The 22381-nt window shown below is 48.6% G+C and carries 39 protein-coding genes and 1 pseudogene; 39 read left to right on the top strand and 1 reads right to left on the bottom strand.

Annotation, left to right across the window (positions count from 1 at the left end; translation table 11 throughout):
* The 15 genes from F3I20_RS24020 to F3I20_RS22030 form a co-directional block, all read left to right on the top strand.
* Positions 1-221: hypothetical protein (locus F3I20_RS24020; RefSeq protein ID WP_370659711.1), on the top strand; the 221-nt coding region annotated here is incomplete at its 5' end.
* Positions 218-673: a hypothetical protein gene (locus F3I20_RS22095; protein WP_150015718.1), complete on the top strand. Its 456-nt coding sequence runs from the start codon at positions 218-220 to the stop codon at positions 671-673. The genes F3I20_RS24020 and F3I20_RS22095, both read left to right, overlap by 4 nt.
* Entirely contained in the window at positions 657-884 is a 228-nt protein-coding gene (locus tag F3I20_RS22090) for a hypothetical protein (RefSeq protein ID WP_150015719.1), read from the top strand. Before F3I20_RS22095 ends, F3I20_RS22090 begins: the two co-directional genes overlap by 17 nt.
* Positions 881-1312 (top strand): Ref family recombination enhancement nuclease, encoded by a 432-nt coding sequence (locus F3I20_RS22085; RefSeq protein WP_150015720.1) that lies wholly within the window; start codon positions 881-883, stop codon positions 1310-1312. The genes F3I20_RS22090 and F3I20_RS22085 overlap by 4 nt, the downstream gene beginning before the upstream one ends.
* On the top strand, positions 1245-1604 hold the full coding sequence (locus F3I20_RS22080; protein WP_223811733.1) for a DUF1064 domain-containing protein: 360 nt from the start codon (positions 1245-1247) through the stop codon (positions 1602-1604). Before F3I20_RS22085 ends, F3I20_RS22080 begins: the two co-directional genes overlap by 68 nt.
* 2 nt (positions 1605-1606) lie before the next feature.
* On the top strand, positions 1607-2002 hold the full coding sequence (locus F3I20_RS22075) for a hypothetical protein (protein WP_150015721.1): 396 nt from the start codon (positions 1607-1609) through the stop codon (positions 2000-2002).
* A gap of 166 nt (positions 2003-2168) precedes the next feature.
* Positions 2169-2570 carry a hypothetical protein gene (locus tag F3I20_RS22070; protein ID WP_150015722.1) on the top strand — a complete coding sequence of 134 codons (402 nt, stop codon included), beginning with the start codon at positions 2169-2171 and terminating at the stop codon, positions 2568-2570.
* A 34-nt stretch (positions 2571-2604) separates the two neighbouring features.
* Entirely contained in the window at positions 2605-3162 is a 558-nt protein-coding gene (locus F3I20_RS22065) for a hypothetical protein (RefSeq protein ID WP_150053564.1), read from the top strand.
* Positions 3159-3377, top strand: a complete 219-nt coding sequence (locus tag F3I20_RS22060; RefSeq protein WP_150015724.1) for a hypothetical protein — start codon at positions 3159-3161, stop codon at positions 3375-3377. The genes F3I20_RS22065 and F3I20_RS22060 overlap by 4 nt, the downstream gene beginning before the upstream one ends.
* Positions 3377-3631 carry a hypothetical protein gene (locus tag F3I20_RS22055; RefSeq protein ID WP_150015725.1) on the top strand — a complete coding sequence of 85 codons (255 nt, stop codon included), beginning with the start codon at positions 3377-3379 and terminating at the stop codon, positions 3629-3631. The genes F3I20_RS22060 and F3I20_RS22055 overlap by 1 nt, the downstream gene beginning before the upstream one ends.
* Positions 3628-3876 carry a hypothetical protein gene (locus tag F3I20_RS22050; RefSeq protein ID WP_150053565.1) on the top strand — a complete coding sequence of 83 codons (249 nt, stop codon included), beginning with the start codon at positions 3628-3630 and terminating at the stop codon, positions 3874-3876. The genes F3I20_RS22055 and F3I20_RS22050 overlap by 4 nt, the downstream gene beginning before the upstream one ends.
* Complete coding sequence (locus tag F3I20_RS22045) at positions 3876-4427, top strand: ead/Ea22-like family protein (RefSeq protein ID WP_150053566.1); 552 nt, start codon at positions 3876-3878, stop codon at positions 4425-4427. The genes F3I20_RS22050 and F3I20_RS22045 overlap by 1 nt, the downstream gene beginning before the upstream one ends.
* Before the next feature lie 52 nt (positions 4428-4479).
* Positions 4480-4794, top strand: coding sequence for an RrF2 family transcriptional regulator (locus tag F3I20_RS22040; protein ID WP_150015727.1), 315 nt, complete (start codon positions 4480-4482; stop codon positions 4792-4794).
* A 3-nt stretch (positions 4795-4797) separates the two neighbouring features.
* Complete coding sequence (locus F3I20_RS22035; RefSeq protein ID WP_150015728.1) at positions 4798-5106, top strand: antitoxin PHD; 309 nt, start codon at positions 4798-4800, stop codon at positions 5104-5106.
* A gap of 111 nt (positions 5107-5217) precedes the next feature.
* The gene (locus tag F3I20_RS22030; protein ID WP_150015729.1) at positions 5218-5541 is read left to right on the top strand and encodes a hypothetical protein; all 324 of its coding nucleotides are present in this window, start codon (positions 5218-5220) and stop codon (positions 5539-5541) included.
* A gap of 23 nt (positions 5542-5564) precedes the next feature.
* Here F3I20_RS22030 and F3I20_RS22025 read toward each other — a convergent pair whose 3' ends face one another.
* A complete protein-coding gene (locus F3I20_RS22025; protein WP_150015730.1) occupies positions 5565-5861 on the bottom strand; it encodes a hypothetical protein in 297 nt (98 codons plus the stop codon).
* Positions 5862-6385: 524 nt separating this feature from the next.
* On the opposite strand from F3I20_RS22025, the gene F3I20_RS22020 reads away from it, so the two are divergent.
* From F3I20_RS22020 to F3I20_RS21915, 24 genes and pseudogenes are all read left to right on the top strand, one after another.
* Positions 6386-6928 carry a hypothetical protein gene (locus F3I20_RS22020; RefSeq protein WP_150015731.1) on the top strand — a complete coding sequence of 181 codons (543 nt, stop codon included), beginning with the start codon at positions 6386-6388 and terminating at the stop codon, positions 6926-6928.
* 21 nt (positions 6929-6949) lie between these two features.
* Positions 6950-7207 carry a hypothetical protein gene (locus F3I20_RS22015; RefSeq protein WP_150015732.1) on the top strand — a complete coding sequence of 86 codons (258 nt, stop codon included), beginning with the start codon at positions 6950-6952 and terminating at the stop codon, positions 7205-7207.
* Positions 7208-7272: 65 nt separating this feature from the next.
* Positions 7273-7578, top strand: a complete 306-nt coding sequence (locus F3I20_RS22010; protein ID WP_150015733.1) for a hypothetical protein — start codon at positions 7273-7275, stop codon at positions 7576-7578.
* A 65-nt stretch (positions 7579-7643) separates the two neighbouring features.
* On the top strand, positions 7644-8099 hold the full coding sequence (locus F3I20_RS22005; RefSeq protein WP_150015734.1) for a hypothetical protein: 456 nt from the start codon (positions 7644-7646) through the stop codon (positions 8097-8099).
* A gap of 74 nt (positions 8100-8173) precedes the next feature.
* Complete coding sequence (locus F3I20_RS22000; protein WP_190285990.1) at positions 8174-8542, top strand: putative holin; 369 nt, start codon at positions 8174-8176, stop codon at positions 8540-8542.
* Positions 8542-8910, top strand: a complete 369-nt coding sequence (locus F3I20_RS21995; protein ID WP_223811734.1) for a phage holin family protein — start codon at positions 8542-8544, stop codon at positions 8908-8910. The genes F3I20_RS22000 and F3I20_RS21995 overlap by 1 nt, the downstream gene beginning before the upstream one ends.
* On the top strand, positions 8876-9304 hold the full coding sequence (locus tag F3I20_RS21990; RefSeq protein ID WP_150015736.1) for a lysozyme: 429 nt from the start codon (positions 8876-8878) through the stop codon (positions 9302-9304). Before F3I20_RS21995 ends, F3I20_RS21990 begins: the two co-directional genes overlap by 35 nt.
* A 14-nt stretch (positions 9305-9318) precedes the next feature.
* On the top strand, positions 9319-9669 hold the full coding sequence (locus F3I20_RS21985; protein WP_150015737.1) for an HNH endonuclease: 351 nt from the start codon (positions 9319-9321) through the stop codon (positions 9667-9669).
* Between the two features lie 145 nt (positions 9670-9814).
* The gene (locus F3I20_RS21980; RefSeq protein ID WP_150015738.1) at positions 9815-10297 is read left to right on the top strand and encodes a phage terminase small subunit P27 family; all 483 of its coding nucleotides are present in this window, start codon (positions 9815-9817) and stop codon (positions 10295-10297) included.
* Positions 10294-12027, top strand: a complete 1734-nt coding sequence (locus tag F3I20_RS21975; RefSeq protein WP_150015739.1) for a terminase large subunit — start codon at positions 10294-10296, stop codon at positions 12025-12027. Before F3I20_RS21980 ends, F3I20_RS21975 begins: the two co-directional genes overlap by 4 nt.
* Positions 12024-12173 (top strand): hypothetical protein, encoded by a 150-nt coding sequence (locus F3I20_RS24015; protein WP_190285991.1) that lies wholly within the window; start codon positions 12024-12026, stop codon positions 12171-12173. Before F3I20_RS21975 ends, F3I20_RS24015 begins: the two co-directional genes overlap by 4 nt.
* Positions 12173-13423, top strand: coding sequence for a phage portal protein (locus tag F3I20_RS21970; RefSeq protein ID WP_150015760.1), 1251 nt, complete (start codon positions 12173-12175; stop codon positions 13421-13423). Before F3I20_RS24015 ends, F3I20_RS21970 begins: the two co-directional genes overlap by 1 nt.
* The gene (locus F3I20_RS21965) at positions 13416-14015 is read left to right on the top strand and encodes an HK97 family phage prohead protease (protein ID WP_150015740.1); all 600 of its coding nucleotides are present in this window, start codon (positions 13416-13418) and stop codon (positions 14013-14015) included. The genes F3I20_RS21970 and F3I20_RS21965 overlap by 8 nt, the downstream gene beginning before the upstream one ends.
* 70 nt (positions 14016-14085) lie before the next feature.
* Positions 14086-15291: pseudogene (locus F3I20_RS21960) on the top strand (phage major capsid protein); the annotation flags it as partial.
* The gene (locus F3I20_RS24550) at positions 15280-15561 is read left to right on the top strand and encodes an Ig-like domain-containing protein (protein ID WP_370461298.1); all 282 of its coding nucleotides are present in this window, start codon (positions 15280-15282) and stop codon (positions 15559-15561) included. The pseudogene F3I20_RS21960 and the gene F3I20_RS24550, both read left to right, overlap by 12 nt.
* Positions 15562-15603: 42 nt before the next feature.
* Entirely contained in the window at positions 15604-15921 is a 318-nt protein-coding gene (locus tag F3I20_RS21955) for a head-tail connector protein (RefSeq protein WP_150015741.1), read from the top strand.
* Positions 15918-16310, top strand: coding sequence for a phage head closure protein (locus tag F3I20_RS21950; RefSeq protein ID WP_150015742.1), 393 nt, complete (start codon positions 15918-15920; stop codon positions 16308-16310). Before F3I20_RS21955 ends, F3I20_RS21950 begins: the two co-directional genes overlap by 4 nt.
* Positions 16303-16845 carry a hypothetical protein gene (locus F3I20_RS21945; protein WP_150015743.1) on the top strand — a complete coding sequence of 181 codons (543 nt, stop codon included), beginning with the start codon at positions 16303-16305 and terminating at the stop codon, positions 16843-16845. The genes F3I20_RS21950 and F3I20_RS21945 overlap by 8 nt, the downstream gene beginning before the upstream one ends.
* A complete protein-coding gene (locus F3I20_RS21940) occupies positions 16842-17396 on the top strand; it encodes a phage tail terminator protein (protein WP_150015744.1) in 555 nt (184 codons plus the stop codon). The genes F3I20_RS21945 and F3I20_RS21940 overlap by 4 nt, the downstream gene beginning before the upstream one ends.
* Positions 17397-17410: 14 nt before the next feature.
* The gene (locus F3I20_RS21935; protein WP_150015745.1) at positions 17411-17566 is read left to right on the top strand and encodes a DUF2635 domain-containing protein; all 156 of its coding nucleotides are present in this window, start codon (positions 17411-17413) and stop codon (positions 17564-17566) included.
* Positions 17567-19660 carry a phage tail sheath subtilisin-like domain-containing protein gene (locus F3I20_RS24545; protein WP_150015746.1) on the top strand — a complete coding sequence of 698 codons (2094 nt, stop codon included), beginning with the start codon at positions 17567-17569 and terminating at the stop codon, positions 19658-19660.
* Positions 19653-20009 carry a phage tail tube protein gene (locus F3I20_RS21925; protein ID WP_150015747.1) on the top strand — a complete coding sequence of 119 codons (357 nt, stop codon included), beginning with the start codon at positions 19653-19655 and terminating at the stop codon, positions 20007-20009. Before F3I20_RS24545 ends, F3I20_RS21925 begins: the two co-directional genes overlap by 8 nt.
* Complete coding sequence (locus tag F3I20_RS21920; RefSeq protein ID WP_150015748.1) at positions 20006-20353, top strand: phage tail assembly protein; 348 nt, start codon at positions 20006-20008, stop codon at positions 20351-20353. The genes F3I20_RS21925 and F3I20_RS21920 overlap by 4 nt, the downstream gene beginning before the upstream one ends.
* 84 nt (positions 20354-20437) lie before the next feature.
* Positions 20438-22324, top strand: coding sequence for a phage tail tape measure protein (locus F3I20_RS21915; protein ID WP_223811735.1), 1887 nt, complete (start codon positions 20438-20440; stop codon positions 22322-22324).
* Positions 22325-22381: the final 57 nt, after the last annotated feature.

The raw sequence follows: 22381 nt of genomic DNA, 5'->3' as shown, positions 1-22381 counted from the left end.
TAAAAAAAATATTTGAAGAGCAGACTCTTCGCTTTGAAGTTGACGAAAAGCAGACTGAATTAATTTTGTGCCGCTGGAAAACTACGAATGTCACAGTTGGAGAAGTTCGTAGCGCCCTCGAAAAACTCTCTTCACTGGGTAAAAACCCGTCCGATATAAATCTCATTCACGAAACCATTGCAGTAACCCGCCGTGAAAATCTGAGGGCTTTAGCGTCATGATGATTTTAGCCTTTATGGGTAGCGACTTACCTGCGCAAAACTCACTGATTGCGCTAATGGAACGTGCCATCAAACCTGACTACCGTTTGCACAAAATCACCTTTTCATCCCGTAAAGAAGGCGCATCGCTGAACACGATACGCACGGCGACGGCTGCTGGTGCCGGGCCTGAACTGCTTACTGTATTTACTGGCATTGTTCGGGAGGAAGAAATAGCGCTGTTAAGGGCGCGGGGCGCGTTTTTCTGTGTGCTTCCTGGCGTTCTGCCCAGAGTGCTGTTGTCTGGCCGTGTTGGAATCGACGATCAGTTTATTTTTGTCACGTCGAGTCCGGGCAAATGCGGAACGGAAGCAAAGAGAAAGATGTATTGCACGCCGGAGGAGGCTTTCTCACGTTGTTTAGTTGCGGAGATGAGACGTAACGGGAGACTTCGCCATGCAGCAGCTTGTTAAGGGGGCGGTACGTTTCTGCCAGATGCCTCGATTCTGGCAATTCCTTACCTGCACAGGTGACACCGTAACTAATGAGGCAGAAGCTGCTATAGCCCTTCGCCGCCGTTGCGGTATAGCTTCACGCAGTGAGCTGAACACCAATCAAGAGGCGCAGAGCCGTTATACCGATTTAATTTTTCAGTTTAACCGCTACTGCATTCGTCACAAATGAACGGAAGAACGCCAACTAAGGCAGAGCGACTTTATATAAGTGCCTGCGTATCAGAAGTGGGCTGCGTGGCCTGTCGTCTTGATGGGCGCGATATTGAAAACCCGGCTGTATGGACTGAGTTTCATCATGATCCCGACTATGGCAGCACAGACCGAAACGCACACTTTCGGGGTTTTGGTCTATGTGCTGTCCATCATCGCGGCGTTATTCCTGGTGCCTGCCGTTCGGCGTCAGATGTAGCTGTTCGCCATCCCATTCTGAGTAATGGCCCACGCTTCAGTGAGCGCTACGGTGATGATGCTTTTCTGTGTGCTTATGCATGGGAGCAGATACCCGATCACATTAAAGAGGAGATAGGTTTTGACCTCTCAATTAGCGACAACCCGCCCGACACTGAGTTACACGAAATTCAAAGCGCCAACTGCTAACAAATACCGCAATAAGCGTTGTGAGCTGGACGGCTTCAGATTCGACAGCATGAAGGAGTGTAATTACTACGTACAGCTAAAGCGTCAGGTCATGGCAGGCGATGTGGTGACATTTCTCCGTCAGACCCCTTTTCACCTGCCCGGTGGCGTTAAGTATGTAGCCGACTTCCTTGTTTTTTATGCCTCTGGAGAGGTGGCTGTAATCGACGTTAAAGGTGTGAGAACTACCGAATATAAAACGAAGAAAAAGCTGGTGGAGTTTCATTACCCGGTCGTAATTACGGAGGTTTAACCGTGAACCGCCGCGATCTGGATCAGTTGCTGGAGCTTTGGGCCAGATGGGCGATTGCTGGTTACAGCTATGGATATGGAAGTAGTTTCGCTTCGATTTTAGAAATGATGATGGTGACGCACTGCCAGTTTTCAGGCGGTGGCGGCGCACCTAATGACGCGGTAGAAACCAGCGTCGAGGGGGCGGTAGCGCTTCTGAAGATTCAGGATGAGTTATCAGCCGGGGTTTTGCGTGTTGAGTATGGCGTTAAGCGGTTCAGGAGCAATCCTCAGACACAGTTGGGTAAGTCTGCTGCGATGGGGATTCCGCTAATCCGTTACCGGCGCAAGCTGGAGAAGGCGCGGCGGTTCGTTGCTGAATATCTTGCTAAGCGGCTGGGGATTCTGTGTGAATATTGAATTATTTAATTCTTTATTATGTAGGGCGAAATTTATCGCCGTATGCGTAGGCGGCACCCTATTCATCTTCATTCTGACATTTTTTGTCGCCTTTGCTGTTGCGATATCCGGCTCATAGCTAGCGAGCCGTTAAATAATTAAATAATTATTTAAAAGGAATAATGTTATGACCAATGTAAATCACGAAACGGGGCTATGCCCTGAAAGGCATGAGGTACAGGTAATGGCCGCAGCGGCCATTGAGCGGCTTATCAACGACTGTCGTTGCAACAATAACGATGATGTTTTGTCAGTGCTGGGCGTTTTGCTGAATACCGGCGTTGCAGCGGTTGAATCTGTTAAATCCGGGCAGGAGGTGATTGTGTCGCCTGTTGTGCGGCAACCAGAGGAGAAGCAGTCAGACAGCCTCAACAATGAAATGCTGGTGGCTGAGCTGACCATGTGGATTAAACGTCTTTCTTTCTCGATGAGGAATAACGCGAACCCACCCGGCGTGATGATGGCGAACGACGCCATGAACTACCTGAAGCGGCAGAAGCTAATCAGCATAAACGATGCGATTCGGTAATAAATATTTAATTCTTTAATTAAAGGTGATGATGATGGATAACAACGACCGCGAGTTACGTTATGGATCAAACGTTGAATGGTTTTTGCACGAAATATCAGCCGTGGAAATGAGCGACATTGATTCCGGGGAATTTGAAATTTATGGGGAGGATGAAGCAGGCCGCGAAGCCTCCTCGTATATCGATATTACCGAGCTGGCCGCTGATGCTTTACAGATTATAGTGAATCTTCGCAAGCAGCGGGACGCTTACGCGGCTGTAACCAAAACAGCAGAAAGCAGAGAGAAGCTAACCGCCATTCGGGCTGAAGGTATTCATTTTGCAGCTAACCGTATACTGGCAGCATGGAAATCGGGTTTTATCAAAGCTACGCCCTCAGAAGTTGCTGATGTTTCCGGGGCGGTTCTGTCAGCGCTTGAATTTCTGCCCAGTGCCACTGCCGAAGAACTCACACGCGACTATGCCGATAAAGCCCGTGCTGATATTGCTGCAATGTATGAACAGCCCCACGATGCCAGGGCAAACCCGCATGTGGCGGTTGAAGCGCCAGAAGTCGAGATTACTGGCAGGCTTGCAGAGGATGCGGAGTGATGACTGTTAAAACCCATACAGGAACTGTAATCACGCGAGACGGTGAAAAGTGCGTCAAGCTGCACCAAAGCGCCACAACGTGGGTGGTTAGCGGCAAAGAGTATTACTACAAAGAGGCTGGCCGCCGCGGTGGTATAGCCGGAACTCGCGCACGCCTGCTGCTGGAAAGTGTCTCACCTATCACCATTACTGAAATGGTTAAGGATGGTAAGTGATGGCTATCAAATCACCAAAGCGCATGGCCGATTGGGTAGGTTCGCGCGTGAAGACGCTATACGCAATGGAAAACGGCTACGCAAAAATGCCAGCGGGTTCAGTGGCTGTGGTCACCGGTGTTAGTCGTGGTTTCAACTTGGAGTTTGCCCCTTGTAGCTGTTGCAGCATGACAGTCAAAGTCAGCCGCGTACGCCCTGAGCATCTGGAAATTATAGAGTTGAAATCAGCAGAACGCGTGGAGGGTGACCGGTGAACGCAGAAGAGAAGCAGGCGCTGATTCAGTTCCTCAAATTTTTGGTGGCGGGTAGCGCTGGGCAGCATAAGCAGATTTATGAAATCGCACTCGCCGCCCTGACCGCGCAGCCGGTGAAGTTGCCTCCGCGACGATCCATGCTGACCCGTGAAGACATTGACCAGGATTATGTGACCTGCATGGCTATCTCTGTAGAAGATGCTATCGCAGCCATCCGAGCAGCAGGCTATGAGGTGCAGGAATAATGGAAAAGCTGAATGAGTTAGTTGAGCTGGCAAAGAAGGCAACCAGCGGCGATTGGACAACTGATGCTAGAAATTCCGTCGTGGCTGTGAACGATCAAGTCAATAATGGTTTTGTCATTTGTGCCGCAAGTGGCTGTGACAAGTCACACAACGCGGCTTTCATCGCCGCAGCCAATCCGGTAACCATCCTCGCCATTGCCGACGCATTCGGTGCGCTGGAGCAGCGGCTGGCAGAGCTGGAGAAGCAGGAGCCTATCTACCAATTGATGGATGATGAACATTGGTACGACGCCGCACCGCACATTTATTACGAAAATATATCCTACGGAAATGTTGGCCGTATTGTTTACGCCCGCCCCGCGCCCGTTATCAACCTGGCTGAGCTGGTGCCAAGGGAGATTGAAATTACCGTCACGGAGGGAGTCCGGCACGGGCTAGTTAATGGAAGCATTTGCAACCCACATCGAGCAGATGGCTGGAACGCCTGCGTTGCCGCCATCCTGCGCAACATTGCAGAAGCGCAACGCCTGAATGCTAACACGCGGCCATGAGCATTTAATTATTTAAATATTTATTTGATCGCCGTGTCGCTTGGGGGGGGTGATGTTAACTAACAAACAGATTAATGCCTTAAGAATCATGATAAGTCTTGATGAGCTGGACGTTTGTACAGCCCATGATTTGTCTGAAGCTACCGGCATTTCTATTAGCTATATAGAGCAGATTATTCGGTGTCTGCGCAGTGCGGGATTAATCGAATCACTTCGCGGCCCTGGTGGTGGATACATGCCCGCACGAAGCCTGGCGAGGATTTCTGTTGCTGATACGCTTGCCTGCCTGTCTTCAAACAAAGCCCCGCAGCTGGTGGTTAATGCTTTGAATGGCGTTACGTTGCGCGATTTGAAGAATGCCGGATAAGCGATGCCAACTAAGTCTGAGTTGCAGGAGGAGAACAGCCGCCTTAAGCGAGAAGTAAGCGCTATGGGGGCGCAACTCTCACGAATGGAAAGGGAGTTGTCCGGCAAGCTGTTACCAGAGGAGTTACCGTCAGAGACAATCCCGGCGATGATTCGTGGACTGATGCGCGAGTATAAATTACCGTGGGAATGTTTCTGGTGTGACCGGCACCGTCGCTGGTATGTACTTCTGGATAGTGCCTTTCCGTACTACTGGGAAGGTTGTGAGTGTCCGTCCTGCATGACGAACGGCGATCCGTTTGGTGGGTGTTGATAGGAGAGATAATCATGTTGATGGTTAAAGTTGCTGCTGGTCTTGTTGGTGTGCTGGCTCTGATTGCGTTGCTGGTTCTCGTTGTTAAGCGCTTTAACTACTGAGGCTGATATGAGTGCTGATCGCAAAGCCTGCCAGCGGGAGCGGGACAGGAAAGCCGGTGTTAAGCGCTATGAGCTTCGTCTTGATGCTGCTGAAATTGATATGCTGAGTCAGCTTGCAGCAGCCCGAAGGCCGGGGCGTAGTGCCTATACGCCGTCAGAGTATATTGGTTTACTGCTTCGTCAGGATTTTGTGCGTTATCAGGAGCAACTATTGCTGGTGGGGCATTGCAGGAAGTGCGGAGATAAAGCGCCAGTTACGGAATGCATTTGTGAAGGCGATTCTGATTGCTGGCGCACTTATGGCCCGCTGACACTGGCGCTATCGCTTTAGTTATTTAATTAAATAATTAAAGATCAGTCTGTGGGCGCAATGCCTGCTTTCCTTATTTCATTGTCTATATCGAAATCTGTCAGTGGCTGATTCGTAGCAATCAGGTAGCGTTTCCCGTCCAGCCCCTGATGCTCATGAACTTTATAGGTTACTGCGGGTGGTATTACCGTCATGGCTTCAGATACAGGGGCACAGAAGGGTGGCAAAGACCGAATAGCTTCTCTGGAGCGCAAAGTTAAAGTTTCCCTTCTTTCCCCGTTGTAGATTTCGCCGTGATTAGCACCGCCTAATACCAGGTAATCGACGTGGTTAACTTTCATTATTGTAGCCTCTCGCTCAATTGTGACCGGACACGGAAATGAACCTGTTGCCCGAATCGCTCCATTTTGAATTAACCGCTTCAATTCGGATTAAATAGGAAATCTTTCTTTAATTCAAATTGAAGCGATGTATGGGTTAATTATTTTGATATTTATCAAAATATAAGCGCCGGGCTTTTCAATAGGCGATTTTTCGTTTGAATTAGGTGAGCTTTTACTTTAGTGTTTTTATTAACGTGACGAAGTCGCGCCCAGAGTGAAGGGCGTTTGTCCGCGACCTGATTCCTCACAGCTTCTATGAAAGCCCGTACTTACTCAGTGCGGGCTTTTTATTTGGAATGGGCGAGCTAGTTACAACATTCTTAAAGACTTATTTTATTCAAAACCCGATCCGTAGATGTTGGCGTGTGCCACGCCTCAACGGAAACCTTTACGTGCGCCGGTTGAGCCATGACCCACGCCAACATCTACGTATCGGCTAAAGCCTCGCCTTGCAGCGGGGCTTTTTACTGTGGAGATATGCAGTGTTTGGACTATTTAAGGCGTTCAGGTTATGGCTGTGCGTATCACTCATTGGGCTGGTGGCTGGGTTATGTGTGCTGGTGGTTATTTTTCACAGCAGAGCAACGGCGGCTGAATCCAGGTCTAGTCAACTGCAAAGTGACAATGACCTTCAGTCTAGGGTGATTGCTCAGCGGGCATTAACCTTCCAGCGATTTAATGAGATAGCCGCAGCGACAGAGCGCCAGACGCAAACAACCACTATGGAGAGTGAAAAACGTGTTGTCATATACCGTGAAAAGCTGGTCAGGGTTAAGGCTGCTGATGAGCTTATTGATAATTCTGTTGCTTGCGGGTTGCTCGACTACGCGAAGCGTTTACGTGCCGCAGCAGTGCGAGGAACTTCCGAAAACGCTAACGAGTCTGGTAATCGCACCGTTACCGCCTGCAAACTGACATACCGTCAGGCAGTGCTTTGGATAGACCCGCTATTGAGTGCGCTGGATGAAGCGAACGGCAAGCTGTACGCTATCCAGCAGGCAGAAAAAACACGACTCAGTAAATAAATCTTTAATTAAAGGTGTGCTGTGATTAAGAACTATGAAGCAGTCAGTCAGTATCCAGATGCGCAGGCGCGAATTTCTGAGCTTCGGACTTCAATGCTCGAAGACCTGGAAAGGGCAGAGAAGGCGATTGCAGACATACGCTTTTATCACCATCAATCTGTAACAGACAGCGCCATGAACGAAATCAAATTATTACTTACCAATGCACTTAAATCGCATGATGAAGTAGTGGGATGGCTTGCGACTGTTAATGAGCGAGCTGATAAGAAAGAAGGTTGATATGTGCTGCTTATGACCAAAAGTGACAAGTTTTTAAATAAATATTTAATTATTTAAGGGGTGTTATGAACAAGAATTATGACGCAATTGGCCGTTACACTGAGGCAAGCCAAAATATTACTGAACTCTGCAAGTCAGGGAATGCAATCCGAAGCCGTCTCTGGGATCAATTTTCAGAAATGACCTTTTATGGCGCTTCCGGCCCTGAGAATATAACTCCAGGATCCGTTGAGGTGTTTAAGAAGGAACTGGATGCAATTCTGGATATTGCCTTAGAGGTGGATAAGCAAACAAATATTATGAAAGAGCTGGTGGAGGCTGAGCCATACCTTAAAGGGCTTGAGTCGAAACGGGCTTCATATAGCCGATAGCCATCATTAACCGAAAGAATGCCGCTTAATTGCGGTTTTTTTGTGCCCTGAAAAAGGGATAACCCGTGAGTTTTATCAGAAGGCTGTTAAGCCTGTTCATCAAACCCAAAGAGGACAAACCAATGTCATTAACCTCAACCTTACAGAAAAGCGCTTTAAAGGCGCTGCGTTCTGATGCTGTTGTGTCGCTTCTTGTGAGCAAAGTCTATACCGGCGTAACGCCAGATGATGCCGCCGCTGCTGCAAATGAAGTTCTGACGCATATCACGCTGCACAATGCTGATGCAGTTCAGGCTGCCTGCGGTGACTACTTCGCACCATTACAGGCAGCAGCTACTGCCGAAGAGACCGATCTTGTTCAAACACTGGCCGCGCAGATTGTGGAAGAAGACCAGAAAGCGGCAAAAGCGATTGTTCAAAAGTACGTAGACAATCTGCAATACAAGCATTCCGAAGATAACGGGCAGGATCAGGCCGCCGCTGCTGATGTAAATGAGCCAGTGCCTGACGTTCAGGCTTAAAATCAGAAATAACAAATTAAATAAATATTTAAAAGCCCGCGCATGTGGGCTTTTTCATTTCTGGAGTAATTAATGTGGCCGAACCCGTTACCGGCGCTGGCGCGACTACGGCAGCAGTAACCGGCATAACCCTTGTTAGTTTGTTCGGCCCGCTTGACGGCCCGACTGTCATTGGCGCGTTTGCCGGTGCTGCAATTTTTGTTGCGTCAGCCAGTGATTTCAAAATCTGGTGGCGTCTTTTCCTCGGTGCGCTGTCCTTCGCTATTGGGCTGGTGGCCGCACCGTTTACTGCAAGCCTGATTGAAGCAGTAACACCGCATAACACAGCAGTGGATATGCCCATCGGGGCGCTGGTGGCTTCGGCGGCAGTTGTCCGAATCCTGATGGCAATCAGCAGCAAAGATGGCCCGTCGATGTTATCCAGATTTCGCGGGGGTGGCTGATGAATTTCCTGAATGGCTTCATGAGTTTCATTAGTGATCCGATTGGATGGATCGGACAGCACTACGAATGGTTGATGTTGAATACCAACGCCATTATCTGTGCCATCACATCTATGCGGCTGCTGACGTTCCGGCGCGGCAAAGCAAAACATAACCGCTTAATGGGCTGGCTGGCCTGGTTGCTCGCCGTAGCTACTGCTTCGGTCACTATCCGGGTGTTGACCGGCGAATACTTTTACACCGACTGGACAGAGGTTCTGATAAACCTCCTGCTGTGCATGGCCATCTGGCGTGCGCGGGGCAATGTCGGTCATCTGGTGAAGGGGAATAAAAGTGAACGTGAGTCAAACTGGCCTCGACCTGATTAAGCAGTTCGAAGGATTGCGGACTGAAGCGTATCTCTGCCCGGCTGGCGTATGGACGATTGGTTACGGCCACACTGCTCGCGTAAAGGAGGGCGACACCTGCACAGCCGCACAGGCCGAAGCCTGGCTAATAACTGACGTGGTGGATGCAGAAAACGCAGTAAAAAGTCTGGTGAAAGTTGAGCTAAACCAGCATCAGTTTGACGCGCTGGTGAGCTTCACCTTCAACCTGGGCAGGGGCAATCTGGCCTCGTCTACGCTGCTGACCCGGCTGAACGCGGGCAGCTTTACTGCCGCTGCTGACCAGTTCGGGCGCTGGGTATTTGCCAAAAACGTTTTGCAGCCTGGACTGGTCAAACGCCGCGCTGCTGAAAAAGCGCTGTTTCTTCTTCACTAAATAAGAGTGTGCTTATGCCCCCAAGAATCAAAAAGGCTTGTCGTGTGCGAGGTTGCCGATTTGTCACTGTCGATCCTTCCGGCTACTGCGATAAGCACGTTGGGCAGGGATGGAAAAACTATTCTAAAGGCCAGAGCGCCACTGAGCGAGGCTATGGCGCAGAGTGGCGCAAGCTACGTAATCAGGTGGTGAGGCGTGACAAAGGGCTGTGCCAGCAGTGTAAGCGAGAAGGTATTTATCGCCCCGGCTCAAGTGTTGACCATGTGATTGCTAAAGCGCACGGTGGAACGGATGCGCTAAGCAATCTCGAATGCATCTGCACGGATCACCATCGCGCCAAAACGGCCAGAGAACGCCTCAAATGATGATAGGTCATGACTATCAAAGATGGTGCGTGCGGCTCCGAGACTGGGTAGGGGGGTATAAAAATCACCAGGACCAAAGCCCTAATTGACTGCCCGCCCCAACGATTTTTTGCACCCGCGAAATTAAAAAATTCAGGAAATGCCCATGACCGGGAAATCTACAGTGCCTGGAAGGGGGAGAAAGCCTAAGCCAACGGCCAAAAAGGCACTTGCTGGCAATCCCGGCAAACGTGCGCTGAATAAAGATGAACCCAGCTTCACGCCCGTAACAAAAGCTGAGCCGCCAGAGTGGTTTGATGATGTTCAGCGCCAGATGTGGGACACAGTGATGAAAGAGTTATGCACTGCTGGGGTGCTCTGTGTGACTGATCTACATAATGTTGTGCTCTTTTGCACTGCATTCAGAAACTGGCATGAGGCCCAAAAAGAAGTGGTGCTGTATGGGATCACTGTTGCTTCTGAAAGTGGGCCAAAGAAGAACCCTGCGTTGACGGCGGCCAATGAAGCTATGCGGCAAATTGTCACGTTCGGTAGTCTGCTGGGGCTTGATCCTTCAAGTCGCCAGCGTCTTATTGGCCCAAGTGCCAAAAAGACAGATAACCCCTTTATCAAGATGATTAACTCATGAGTCGTAAAACTTACCCTAGCGTCAATGCCGCGAATCAGTATGCCCGCGATGTGGTCAGGGGGAAGATTCCGGCTTGTAGCTATGTCATTCAGGCTTGCCAGCGCCATATTGACGATTTGGCCGTCGAGAAGAGTAAAAAATTTCGGTTTCGGTTTGATAAAGACCGTGCCGAAAAGGCGGCGAAGTTTATCCAGCTATTGCCTCACACAAAGGGTGAGTGGGCGTTTAAGCGTATGCCTATAACGCTTGAACCCTGGCAATTGTTCATCGTCTGCTGTGCTTTTGGTTGGGTTCATAAAGGATCCAAATTGCGCCGCTTCCGTGAAGTTTATACCGAGATTCCACGGAAAAACGGTAAATCAGCCATATCAGCTGGGGTAGCGCTGTTTTGCTTTACATGCGATTCAGAATTTGGCGCTGAGGTTTACTCTGGCGCAACGACCGAAAAGCAGGCATGGGAGGTTTTCCGCCCCGCCCGAATAATGTGTAAACGTACCCCGATGCTGGTTGAGGCATTCGGAATAGAAGTCAATGCCTCAAACTTAAACCGGCCTGAAGATGGCGCTCGTTTTGAGCCATTGATAGGCAATCCTGGCGATGGCTCCTCGCCTCACTGCGCCATCGTCGATGAGTACCATGAGCACCAGACCGATGCGCTCTATACCACAATGCTTACTGGTATGGGGGCGCGTCGTCAGCCTCTGATGTGGGCTATCACTACAGCGGGCTTCAATATCGAAGGCCCGTGTTATGACAAGCGCCGTGAAGTAATTGAAATGCTAAGCGGCTCTGTGCCGAACGATGAGCTTTTTGGCGTGATTTATACGATAGATGAGGGCGATGATTGGACTTCTCCGGCAGTGCTGGCGAAAGCCAATCCCAATATGGGCGTATCGGTTTATCGTGATTTCCTCCTGAGCCAGCAACAGCGAGCAATAAACAATGCCCGGCAGGCCAGCATTTTTAAGACGAAACATCTTAATGTGTGGGTTGCTGCAAGGGCTGCTTATTACAACCTTATTAGCTGGCAAAAATGCGAGGACAAAACCCTTACTCTTGAGATGTTTGAGGGACAACCCTGCATTCTTTCTTTTGACCTTGCGCGGAAACTCGATCTCAACAGCATGGCGCGGTTGTTTACGCGAGAAATTGACGGGAAGCGTCATTTCTACAGTGTCTCGCCTAAGTTTTGGGTGCCGTATGACACGGTTTACAGTACTGAAAAAAATGAGGACAGGCGAACAGCTGAACGATTTCAGAAGTGGGTAGAAATGGGGCTGCTGACCGTCACTGACGGCGCGGAGGTGGATTATCGGTATATCCTGGAAGAGGCCAAAGCGGCCAATCGGCTAAACCCGGTTACAGAGTCCCCCATCGATCCGTCTGGTGCTACAGGATTATCCCACGATCTGGAGGATGAAGGGCTTAATCCCATTACCATCATCCAGAATTACACCAGTATGTCGGATCCCATGAAGGAGCTGGAAGCGGCTATAGAATCCGGGCGATTTCACCATGACGGAAATCCAATACTGAGCTGGTGTATCAGTAATGTTGTAGGCAAAACACTTCCCGGAAATGATGACGTTGTTCGACCCATCAAAGAGCAGTCAGAAAACAAGATTGACGGAGCTGTAGCGCTAATAATGGCGATTGGACGCGCCATATTGCATGAACCTACCGATTTTCTCGCAAATCTCGATCCTGATGAGGATTTACTTTTTTTATGAAACTACACGATTACCTGGGGCTTGTTGGCTTTGGAATGCTCATTGCTGCGGCTTATCTTCGCTGGGGGATTGTTGCTGGCCTTGCTGTTGCTGGTTCAGGAATGCTGATTACTGGTCTGGCGCTGGCGCGTAAAAGGGGGCAATGATGCTTCTGGATGCCTTTTTTAGATCCGATGCTGATATAAACAGCGGCCCCGGCTCACTTGAAAACCCTAATGTGCCGTTGAACGGCGAGACCATAGATGCGGTAAGCGGCCTACTCAGTGGCGTTTATGTATCTCCTGAAACAGCGATGAAACTTGCTGCTGTTTATGCGTGTATTTATGTCCTCTCGTCGAGTATTGCGCAGATGCCGGTGCGCGTCCTTCGTAAGACCGGCAGGAATATAGAGGCAGCAACAGATCACCCGGCCTTTTATCTTATTCACGATGAACCCAACGCCTGGGAAACGTCCTACAAATGGCGGGAGCTTAAACAGCGTCATATCCTGGGCTGGGGAAACGGTTATACCGAAGTCATACGAAGCAGGCGGGGCGAAGTTACCCAGTTGGCTCATCGGATGCCGTGGGAAACCTCGCTTGTTCGCAACGGTACGCGGTATGTGTACGGGGTTTATACGGAGGATGGTTCCTGGGCTGTGCAAATGGATGACATGATCCACATCCGGGCATTAGGAAATGATTACAAGTATGGACTTTCTCCGATCATGCAGCATGCGCAGACAATTGGATTAGGTCTTTCTGGGCAGGCATATACGGAAAGTTTCTTTAATGGTAATGCGCGGCCAGCAGGGATAGTGACAGTAAAAAATGAGATTAAAGATGCGTCCTGGAACCGTTTAAAATCGGTCTGGAAGCAGGCCGCCGCCGCACTCAAAGGCCAGGAGAATAAGACGCTTTTACTTCCTGCAGATCTTGATTATAAGGCCCTGACAGTATCACCCGTTGACGCTCAGTTAATCGATATGATGAAGCTTAATCGGTCCATTATCGCCGGGATTTTTAACGTGCCGGCACACATGATTAATGACCTTGAAGCGGCTACGTACTCCAATATCTCCGAACAGTCTATTCAGTTCGTCAGGTTTTCAGTCATGCCCTGGGTAGTTAACTGGGAGCAGGAGCTAAATCGCCGAATATTTACTCGTCAGGAGCGGGCCGCAGGCTACTACGTAAAATTCAATCTGGCTGGTTTGCTACGTGGTACGCCGAAAGAACGTGCCGCTTTGTACCACTACGCGATTACTGATGGCTGGATGAGTCGAAATGAGGTGCGCGTTTTTGAAGACCTGAACCCTTGTGATGGTCTCGATGAAATGCTCATTAGTGTAAATGCGGCCACGCCTTCTGGGGCTGTAGCTAAAGATGTTGAAAAGGAGTTGGGTTTAAATGAGTGATATTGAAAAACGTAGCTACGGAGGGGAAATCAGGGCTGCACAGGATGATGGCGAGCCGACGAGAATTGTCGGGTATGGTTCTGTTTTTGACACTCTTTCTGAGGTGATCTTTGGGTTCAGGGAAATCATAAAGCCTGGCGCTTTCGATAATGTCTTAGGTGACGATGTTCGGGCGTTATTTAACCACGACCCTAACTTTATCCTGGGGAGAAGTGCTGCGGGAACGCTGGCTCTTTCTGTAGATGATAAGGGGCTGCGCTATGAAATTACCGCCCCTGAAACACAGACGATTCGGGATCTGGTAATCGCACCCATGCAGCGTGGAGATATTAGCCAAAGTTCGTTTGCATTTCGCATCGCTCGTGATGGCGATGACTGGTATCAGGACGACGACGGCGTGCTGATACACGAAATCTATCAGGTATCCCGCCTGTTTGATGTATCACCAGTAACGTATCCTGCATATCAGCAGGCAGGCTCTTCTGTTCGTTCAATGCAGGCATGGCAAGAAGCACATGATAGTGGCGCTATGAAAAAGGCTGTTAACCAGCGGATGGCGCGAGAGCGTGTCATGCGATTGTTAAATATTTAATTAAATAATTATTTATCGAGAAATAACCTCGCTTAGGCGGGGTTTTTTTATACCCAAAGGAAATATCAGAATGAAACTTTATGAAGCAAAACAGAAACGCTCAACCATTGCTGGCGAAATGCGTAAGTTGCATGACGACATTGGGGATAATTCCTGGACGGAAGAGCAAAGCCGTAAGTGGGATGAAGCGAACAGCGAACTCACTCGTTTAGATCAGTTTATTAAGCGGGAGGAGGAAATCCAGTCTCTCGACGATACTTTTGTACAGGAACTCAACCCCGAACAGCGCGGTTTAATAAATCGTCCGGGGGACGTGGATGTAGACCGTCGTGCTGCTGCGTTTAACAAGTTTATCCGTGTTGGTCTTTCGGAAATGACTGTGGAAGAACGACAGGCGTTGAAAGAATTACGTGCGTCCGGCGACTGGCAGTCTACGGGATCGAATGAGAAAGGGGGGTTTACCGTACCTACTCAATTCTGGAATCGCGTTGTGGAGGCAATGAAGGCATACGGCGGTATTGCTTCAGTCGCGCAAATACTGACGACCCCAAATGGGCAGCCAATCGATTGGGTCTTCAGTGATGGTACTGAAGAAGAAGGGATGCTGATTGGCGAAAATGAAGCGGCAGAAGAAGAAGCGGCAAATTTTGGGTCTGTGCAGTTAGGTGCAAAAAAACTCACATCAAAAATCATTCGTGTGCCGAATGAGCTTTTACAAGACAGCGGAATCGATATCGAAGGGTTCTTAGCTGGACGCATTGCGCAACGTATTGGGCGTGGTGAGGCAAAGTACATCATTAACGGTGATGGTAGTGACACTAAAACTCCGAAGGGACTCGATAAGTGGGTTTCAAAGACAAAGGGTATCGCAGGTAGCTCACTGTCATGGGAAGACGTTCTCACGCTCAAGCATAGCGTTGACCCAGCCTATAGAAATTCGCCAAAGTTCCGTTTCGCTTTTAATGACAATACTTTGCTTGAGATAAGCAAAATGAAAGATGACCAGAATCGGCCTATCTGGTTACCTGATGTTGTGGGGATCGCCCCCGCTACTGTTTTTGCGACCCCTTATGTTGTTGATCAGGGCATTGCGGATATTGGCACTGGTAAATCCTTTATGTATTGCGGCGATTTCAGCCACTTTATCGTTCGCCGTGTCGAATATATGTTGCTACGTCGCTTAGTTGAACGTTACGCCGAGTATGATCAAACAGGATTTCTGGCATTTCATCGCTTTGATTGTGTACTCGAAGATGTCTCTGCCATTAAGGGATTAACCAGTCCTGATACAGGTATTGCCGTTACCGGCGTAACGCTGGACAAAACAACGCTGAGCGTTGCCGTTGGGGCCTCATCTGACGCACTGGTAGCGACCGTTGCGCCCGCCACGGCGACGAATAAGGCCGTTACCTGGGCTTCCGATAATGAAAAAGTCGCCACGGTTGCTGACGGTGTTGTCACTGGCGTCAAAGCAGGTACGGCCAATATCACGGCTAAAACTGCTGATGGTGGTAAGACGGCTACTTGTGCCGCGACAGTTGCTTAATGTGCGCCTGCCCTTGGAGGGCAGGCTTATTTGGGTGAGAGCATGATAATCACACTTGAAGAGATTAAGACGCAGTTACGGCTTGAACCAGATTATACGGCAGAAGATGGTTTACTTCAGGCTCTGGGAGCTGCGGCTGAGACCAGAACATCTACGTATCTTAACCGCAAATTGTACGCCGATTCAGTGCCTGATAGTGATCCTGATGGTCTGGTTCTGCCCGCCGATGTGCGACAGGGTATTTTGATGCTGGTTACGCATCTTTATGAAAGCCGATCATCCGTTTCTGATGTTGAAATGTCTGAAATGCCGCAGTCCTTTAACTGGCTGGTTGGCCCCTACCGGTTTATTCCGCTATGAAACGAGCGCCAGCACTAACCAGTGCGAATTACTCATTTCCTGACCCTGGGGAATTAAACAAGCGCGTGGCATACCGTAAGCGGATCAGTGTTCCCGGTGATAGTGGCACTCTGGTATCAAAAGACCTTTCGACGTTTGAGACATGGACTAAGGTCAGACAAACCGGGGCAGCTACTTATCAGGGAACGGTGCAGACGGATACGACAGTAACGCACTATCTCACTATTCGTTACCGCACTGATATTTCTTCAGAGTGGGAAGCGGTTGTATCTGGTGAAGTGATGCGAATTCGGCGAATACGTGATCTGAATAGCGCGGGACGCTTCCTGCTGCTTGAGTGTGAATCGAAGGGCGCTGCGGAAAATTACAGTGGGGGTGCTTATGGCTAGACCTGTTTTTCACGTTGATTTTGATACGCCGGAAAATCTGGTTTTTAACCGGGCCAAAATGCGGCGTGTTTTTTTTAAAATTGGTCAGATACACATGCGAGATGCCCGCCGCCTGGTTATGCGTCGTGGTGTCTCTGCTCCGGGAGAGAATCCAGGGTATCAGACCGGGGCTTTAGCGCGATCTATTGGTTATTGGGTGCCTAATGCTTCATCACGCCGTTCAGGGCTGATGGTGCGAATTGCACCGGGTGAATTGCGCGGGGATGGCGGCGGTCAGGCTCTGCCAGAGAAGAAGGATCGGCATGGTGGTAATGTTTTTTATCCTGCAGCGCTATTTTATGGAGTTCACCAGGGGGCCGTTAGGCAGAAAAAACACCATAAAAACACAACCGGCTCATCTGAATGGCGTATCGCTCCACGCAATAACTTTATGGTTGATGTGCTGGAGAGCCGTAAAGCATGGACACGCTATATATTGCAAAGGGCGCTGCGGGAATCGCTGCGGCCACCGAGAGTAAAAAGGGTGGTTAAATGAAGTTATCTTTAATTATTGAAGCACTGCGCGAAATATCACAGTCATTTGGTGGGCGTGTTGGTGGGGCTGCGGAGTTTAAGGCCATTGATAATGTCTCTCAAATGCAAGCGCCTGCTGCTTATGTCGTCCCAACGGGTGATAACGCTGGCGAACAGAAATCACAGACAGATTATGATCAGCTGGTGACGGAAGGTTTCGCGGTGATAGTTGCCTTAGATAACCGGGCCGATCAGCGCGGACAAAATGCATATGATTCGGTCAACGATATCAGGGCTGAAATCTGGGCGGCCCTGCTGGGATGGGAAGTCGATGAGAACACTTATCCCATCAAGTACGAAGGCGGGCAGGTTATCAGCATTAACCGCGAGCTACTCTACTATCAGTTCGACTTTTCAGCGGTACGTGAGGTGAGTGACGTCGATACTCGTCATGGTGCCGACCTTAGCAAATTGCCACCGCTCAAAACTGTCATGATAGATTTCGATTATGCCAGTCCTGGCGGCGGGCCGGATGGCGAGATAGAGCACCACGAAGAAATCCACTTCCCCTAAAAAAGAGTAACCCCATGTATGTAGTCCCTCAAAAAGGGCGATCAGTTCCTGATCCCGCCCGTGGCGACCTGTTGCCCGAAAAAGGGCGAAATGTCCCCAAAGATGGCTATTGGTTGCGTCGCTTAAAAGATGGTGACGTGAAAGAAGAAAAACCACCAAAGGAAAGTTAAATGGCTGATTCAGTTTCGTTTGAAAATTTGCCTTCAGATGTACAAGTGCCGTTGTTTTATGCAGAAATGGACAACAGTAAGGCAAATACTGCTCAGGATTCCGGGCCTTCACTTTTGATTGGTCAGGTTCTGCCTGAAGCCAGTATCGATCGTAACAAGCCGGTTATTATGCCTTCTGCTGATCTGGCTAAAAAAATCTGTGGGCGCGGTTCACAATTAGCACGGATGGTTGCCGCATACCGCGCAACTGATCCGTTTGGCGAACTTTACGTTATTGCTGTAGATGATGATAAACAGGGTACAAACGCCACTGGTACTGTATCGATATCAGGTACTGCTAATGCGGCTGGCACTATAAGTGTATATATCGGCACTAATCGGGTTCAGGCGGTTATTTCAGCTGATGATACGCCTATACAAAGTGCTCAGGCGCTGGCTGATGCGATTAATGCAAAAGCCGATTTGCCGGTTACGGCCACGGTTAAAGCAGCCTCTGTTAGCGTAGATGGCGTTAGTGTGTCGGGAGGGTCTTCTTCGCTGGCCGTGGGTGATAAAACCACGCTTACTGCTAACGTTTCCCCCAACAATGCCACGAATAAAACTGTTACCTGGACGGTGAATGATTCCAGCCTGGCAACGCTCGCACCATCCGGTAGCAATAACGAATCCTGCGAAGTAACAGCGGTTAAGGCTGGGACGGTAAAAGTCACGGTCACGACACAGGATGGTAATAAAACAGCAGATAAGAGCATTGTTATCTCAGCCCAGAGTGTTGCTGTCACCGGCGTAACGCTTGATAAAACAACGTTGAGTGTAGCCGTTGGCGCTTCCTCTGACCCACTGGCAGCAACCATTGCGCCTGCTACGGCGACGAACAAGGCTGTTACCTGGGCTTCAGACGATGAAACTATCGCAACTGTTGTTGATGGCGTCGTTACTGGCGTTAAAGCGGGCGCGGCAAATATCACGGTGACAACTAAGGATGGCAAAAAGACGGCTACTTGTGCCGCGACAGTTACTGCGCAGGTTAAATCAGCATCCGGGGTAAAAAGTGGCGTAACAACAGCGGTGGTTACGCTTACTGCTAAATATGCTGGCAAAGCCGGTAATGCCATTCCTCTGACGCTGAATTATTATGGAACGGTAGGTGGTGAAGAGACACCAGATGGACTCACCATCATTATTGATGGCATGAAAGGCGGTGAGGCCAGCTTGACGCCGGACGACGCTATAGCGGCAATGGGTGATGAGGCATTCGACTTTATCGGGCTGGCGTTAAATGATTCGGCGTCTCTGGCGACTATGGACGCTGAAATGAACGATTCATCCGGGCGCTGGAGCTGGGCAAGACAGCTTTATGGCCATGTTTACACGGCCCGAACCGGGACGTTATCGGAGCTGGTAGAGTTTGGTGATTCGTTCAATAAGCAACACCTCACCATTTGCGGATATGAGGTAGCAACGCAGACGCCCTATGATGAGCTGATTGGCTATCGTCTGGGCCGTCAGGCGGTGTTTTTACGTAATGATCCGGCACGGCCCACGCAAACGGGCGAGCTAACAGGCGCATTACCTGCACCAGTGGGAAGCCGTTTTACGCTTACGGAACAGCAGTCACTTTTGACTCACGGTATCGCTACAGCTTCTGTAACGTCTGGCGCGTTGTTAATTCAGCGAGATATTACGACTTACAAGAAAAACAAATATGGCGTAAGTGATAACAGCTACCTTGATTCTGAAACACTGCATACCTCAGCGTATGTTATTCGGAAATTAAAGAGTGCTATCACTTCAAAATACCCGCGTCACAAACTGGCAGATGACGGCACACGCTATGGCGCAGGACAGGCAATTGTTACGCCAGCCGTACTTAAAGGGGAAATCTGCGCTGTTTATCGTCAGTTAGAAACAGCGGGCATTGTTGAGAACTTCGACACGTTCAAATCAAATCTTAAAGTGGTGCGCAATGCTAATAACGTTAATCGCGTAGATGTATTGTTCCCACCTGATTATGTGAATCAGTTGCGCGTCTTTGCGCTTTTGAATCAATTCCGTCTGCAATATAGCGATGAGGAGATGGCTGCTAATGCCTAAGTTAGCTGGTACATGTTATATCAAAGTCGATGGACAGCAATTATCCGCAACTGGTGGTATTGAAGTTCCGATGAACACTAAAGTTAAGGATGATATTATTGGCCTCGATGGTTCTGTTGATTATAAGGAAACACACCGGGCAGCGTATACAAAGGCTACGCTAAAAGTACCTAAAACATTTCCGTTCTCAAAACTGGCGTCTTCTGAAAATATGACAGTAACTTCTGAGTTCGCTAACGGAATGGTTTATGTGCTTTCCGATGCATGGGTTCATGGGGAAATGAATTACAACCCCGAAGAAGGTACGGTAGAAGTAGAATTCCACAGTGAAAATGGTGATTTCCAATGATTGAAGAAAAGAAAGAGTTGGTTTTGTCCTCTCCTATTACTGCACATGGCGAAAAACTGCATGTACTGGAATTAAGGCAGCCGACTTATGATGAAATAACTAAATATGGCTTTCCTTTTTCAATAGGTGATGGGGAGGTTAAACCACTTTCCTCTGCCTGTCTGGAGTACATACCTGTGCTAGCAGGAATCCCTAAAAGTTCTGCTAAAAAAATCAATCTTTTCGATATTTTTAAAGCGTCAATGTTAATAGTTGGTTTTTTTACTCAGTCGGGGATCCAGAATGCGTCGGAAGTGGAAGGCTCCGAAGAAGAATCTTCAACACAGCATACTTCTGGAAAATAAATCCTCTTTCTTTAATGAAGGAACCAATCGGACAGTTTCTTGAATTAGAATCGGAAGCTGTGCGCATCAATGAGGATATAAAGGGTGGATAGTTTTGAACTAAAAGCCATTATAACCGCCGTTGACAAATTAACCGGGCCGCTACAGGGAATGCAGCGGCAGGTTAAAGGTTTTAAGAAAGAGATGGCTTCTCTTTCTAAAATCGCTTCAACAGCTGGTTTTGGTATTGCTGGAATGTTTGCCGTTCCCATTCATGAAGCCATTGAATTCGATGAAAAGATGTCGGAGGTCAGAAAGGTTGTCGAAGGGATGGACGATCAGAAAGCTTTCGCAAAGATGGGCAGAGATATATTAGATCTTTCCTCCTCTATCCCAATGTCAGCGGATGGCATAGCTGAGATTGTTGCCGCAGCCGGCCAGGCTGGTGTTGCACATACTGAACTTAAACAATTCGCCACAGATGCGGCAAAAACAGGTGTGGCGTTTGGTATGTCTGCGGAAGATGCCGGGCAGGCTATGACAGCATGGCGTGCAGCCTTCAAGATGCCCCAAGCTGATATTGAGAGACTATCAGATCAGGTTAGTTATCTTGGCCGTCATGGTAAGGCCACGGGGGCACAGATTGCATCTGTGGTAACAGATGTATCAAGTATTGCAAAAGCTGCACATGTTTCAGCAGAAGACCTGGCGGCACTTGCTGCAACAACAATGGGCGTGGGTGTTCAGTCCGACGTTGCTGCAACTGGTATTAAAAACTTTTTTAAAGCACTTACAAGTTCTAACTCTGGTAATGCTAAAAAAGTTTTCCACGCTATACATATGAACCCTTCACAGGTTGCTAATGGCATGGTGAAAGATGCGCGTGGAACAATGGTCAAGGTTTTGGAAGGAATAAATAAATTACCGGAAGCAAAAAAAGCCAAAGCATTAACTCTGCTTTTTGGTAGTGAGTCCTCAGCTGCTATTACTCCATTGCTTAACAATCTTGATAAGTTGAAAGAGTATTTTAGCGATGTTTCAGATGCGCAGAAATATACAGGCTCTACCCAGAAAGAATTTGAAGCGGTAACTAAGAATACTCAATCACAATTAAAAATACTTTCCAATAATTTAAATATTGTTGGGGTTGATGTTGGCAGTACGTTTCTCCCTGCTATCAATGATGCAGTTAAAGATATGGTGCCACTTATTCAACAGTTCGATGAGTTTGTGCAAAAAAATCCAGAAACAATCTCGCAGATAGCGAATCTTTCTAAATCCCTTATCGGAACTGGTCTTGCATTAGGCGCAGTGTCTAAGGCATCGAAAATACTTAATAACGTTATGGATTTGTCACCGGCAAAACTGGCAATAGCTGCGCTGGTGGGTGGTGCGTATCTTATTATTGACAATTGGGATCAGGTTGGTCCTGTTATCAGGGAGGTGTGGGGCGATATTGATGGTGTTGCTCAGGCATTGGGTGGGTGGGAGTCTGTTGCTGGTGGTGTTTCTCTGTATATGGGGGGGAAGTTTGCTCTTAATACTGTGGGTACGCTTAAAGACGCACTTTCGGTGGCTACAAAGTTACAGGGTGTTTTGTCAAAAATTGGTGGACTTGGAGCTACGACAATATATATAGCTGTCGCTATTGAAATGTTTAACCAACTCAAAGAAATTGAAGAAGCTGTGAAGCAAAAGGATGGGACTGATTCTTTTTGGACGTCACTTAAAAATAGGATGCACGGCGGTTGGTATCAGAACGAGGTAAATATTGCTAACAAGCAGGGAAGGCCAGTTGATAATATTTACGATTATAAACCGTTAGTTCCACTTGACCGTGCTGTATCGCCAACTAAACAGCAGACTGAACTTAAAGTAACGTTTGATAATGCTCCTCCAGGGATGCGAGTGCTCGACAATCCAAAAGCAGGTGATCCATATATGCGAGTTACATCTGATGTTGGTTATTCACCTTTCCGAAAACCTCAGTAATGCTGTAGTCGTGATGAAAATGTTTACATCGAAAAATAAACCCGCATTGCGGGTTTA

The sequence above is a fragment of the Candidatus Pantoea gossypiicola genome, assembly GCF_008632075.1.
Lineage (GTDB): Bacteria > Pseudomonadota > Gammaproteobacteria > Enterobacterales > Enterobacteriaceae > Pantoea > Pantoea gossypiicola.
The sequence above is the reverse complement of the archived record's forward strand: the minus strand, read 5'-3'. Positions and strand labels throughout refer to the sequence as shown.

What these genes read in the sequence shown, in the direction of transcription:
- F3I20_RS21945 (WP_150015743.1), top strand. Translation starts at nt 16,303, where the DNA reads ATGGCTAGACCTGTTTTTCACGTTGATTTTGATACGCCGGAAAATCTG.
- F3I20_RS22095 (WP_150015718.1), top strand. Translation starts at nt 218, where the DNA reads ATGATGATTTTAGCCTTTATGGGTAGCGACTTACCTGCGCAAAACTCA.
- F3I20_RS21985 (WP_150015737.1), top strand. Translation starts at nt 9,319, where the DNA reads ATGCCCCCAAGAATCAAAAAGGCTTGTCGTGTGCGAGGTTGCCGATTT.
- F3I20_RS24545 (WP_150015746.1), top strand. Translation starts at nt 17,567, where the DNA reads ATGGCTGATTCAGTTTCGTTTGAAAATTTGCCTTCAGATGTACAAGTG.
- F3I20_RS22065 (WP_150053564.1), top strand. Translation starts at nt 2,605, where the DNA reads ATGGATAACAACGACCGCGAGTTACGTTATGGATCAAACGTTGAATGG.
- F3I20_RS22070 (WP_150015722.1), top strand. Translation starts at nt 2,169, where the DNA reads ATGACCAATGTAAATCACGAAACGGGGCTATGCCCTGAAAGGCATGAG.
- F3I20_RS22090 (WP_150015719.1), top strand. Translation starts at nt 657, where the DNA reads ATGCAGCAGCTTGTTAAGGGGGCGGTACGTTTCTGCCAGATGCCTCGA.
- F3I20_RS21995 (WP_223811734.1), top strand. Translation starts at nt 8,542, where the DNA reads ATGAATTTCCTGAATGGCTTCATGAGTTTCATTAGTGATCCGATTGGA.
- F3I20_RS21965 (WP_150015740.1), top strand. Translation starts at nt 13,416, where the DNA reads ATGAGTGATATTGAAAAACGTAGCTACGGAGGGGAAATCAGGGCTGCA.
- F3I20_RS21940 (WP_150015744.1), top strand. Translation starts at nt 16,842, where the DNA reads ATGAAGTTATCTTTAATTATTGAAGCACTGCGCGAAATATCACAGTCA.
- F3I20_RS21975 (WP_150015739.1), top strand. Translation starts at nt 10,294, where the DNA reads ATGAGTCGTAAAACTTACCCTAGCGTCAATGCCGCGAATCAGTATGCC.
- F3I20_RS21980 (WP_150015738.1), top strand. Translation starts at nt 9,815, where the DNA reads ATGACCGGGAAATCTACAGTGCCTGGAAGGGGGAGAAAGCCTAAGCCA.
- F3I20_RS21970 (WP_150015760.1), top strand. Translation starts at nt 12,173, where the DNA reads ATGCTTCTGGATGCCTTTTTTAGATCCGATGCTGATATAAACAGCGGC.
- F3I20_RS22030 (WP_150015729.1), top strand. Translation starts at nt 5,218, where the DNA reads ATGAGTGCTGATCGCAAAGCCTGCCAGCGGGAGCGGGACAGGAAAGCC.
- F3I20_RS22010 (WP_150015733.1), top strand. Translation starts at nt 7,273, where the DNA reads ATGAACAAGAATTATGACGCAATTGGCCGTTACACTGAGGCAAGCCAA.
- F3I20_RS22035 (WP_150015728.1), top strand. Translation starts at nt 4,798, where the DNA reads ATGCCAACTAAGTCTGAGTTGCAGGAGGAGAACAGCCGCCTTAAGCGA.
- F3I20_RS21925 (WP_150015747.1), top strand. Translation starts at nt 19,653, where the DNA reads ATGCCTAAGTTAGCTGGTACATGTTATATCAAAGTCGATGGACAGCAA.
- F3I20_RS21950 (WP_150015742.1), top strand. Translation starts at nt 15,918, where the DNA reads ATGAAACGAGCGCCAGCACTAACCAGTGCGAATTACTCATTTCCTGAC.
- F3I20_RS21920 (WP_150015748.1), top strand. Translation starts at nt 20,006, where the DNA reads ATGATTGAAGAAAAGAAAGAGTTGGTTTTGTCCTCTCCTATTACTGCA.
- F3I20_RS22040 (WP_150015727.1), top strand. Translation starts at nt 4,480, where the DNA reads ATGTTAACTAACAAACAGATTAATGCCTTAAGAATCATGATAAGTCTT.
- F3I20_RS22085 (WP_150015720.1), top strand. Translation starts at nt 881, where the DNA reads ATGAACGGAAGAACGCCAACTAAGGCAGAGCGACTTTATATAAGTGCC.
- F3I20_RS21955 (WP_150015741.1), top strand. Translation starts at nt 15,604, where the DNA reads ATGATAATCACACTTGAAGAGATTAAGACGCAGTTACGGCTTGAACCA.
- F3I20_RS24015 (WP_190285991.1), top strand. Translation starts at nt 12,024, where the DNA reads ATGAAACTACACGATTACCTGGGGCTTGTTGGCTTTGGAATGCTCATT.
- F3I20_RS22025 (WP_150015730.1), bottom strand. Translation starts at nt 5,861, where the DNA reads ATGAAAGTTAACCACGTCGATTACCTGGTATTAGGCGGTGCTAATCAC.
- F3I20_RS22055 (WP_150015725.1), top strand. Translation starts at nt 3,377, where the DNA reads ATGGCTATCAAATCACCAAAGCGCATGGCCGATTGGGTAGGTTCGCGC.
- F3I20_RS22045 (WP_150053566.1), top strand. Translation starts at nt 3,876, where the DNA reads ATGGAAAAGCTGAATGAGTTAGTTGAGCTGGCAAAGAAGGCAACCAGC.
- F3I20_RS21935 (WP_150015745.1), top strand. Translation starts at nt 17,411, where the DNA reads ATGTATGTAGTCCCTCAAAAAGGGCGATCAGTTCCTGATCCCGCCCGT.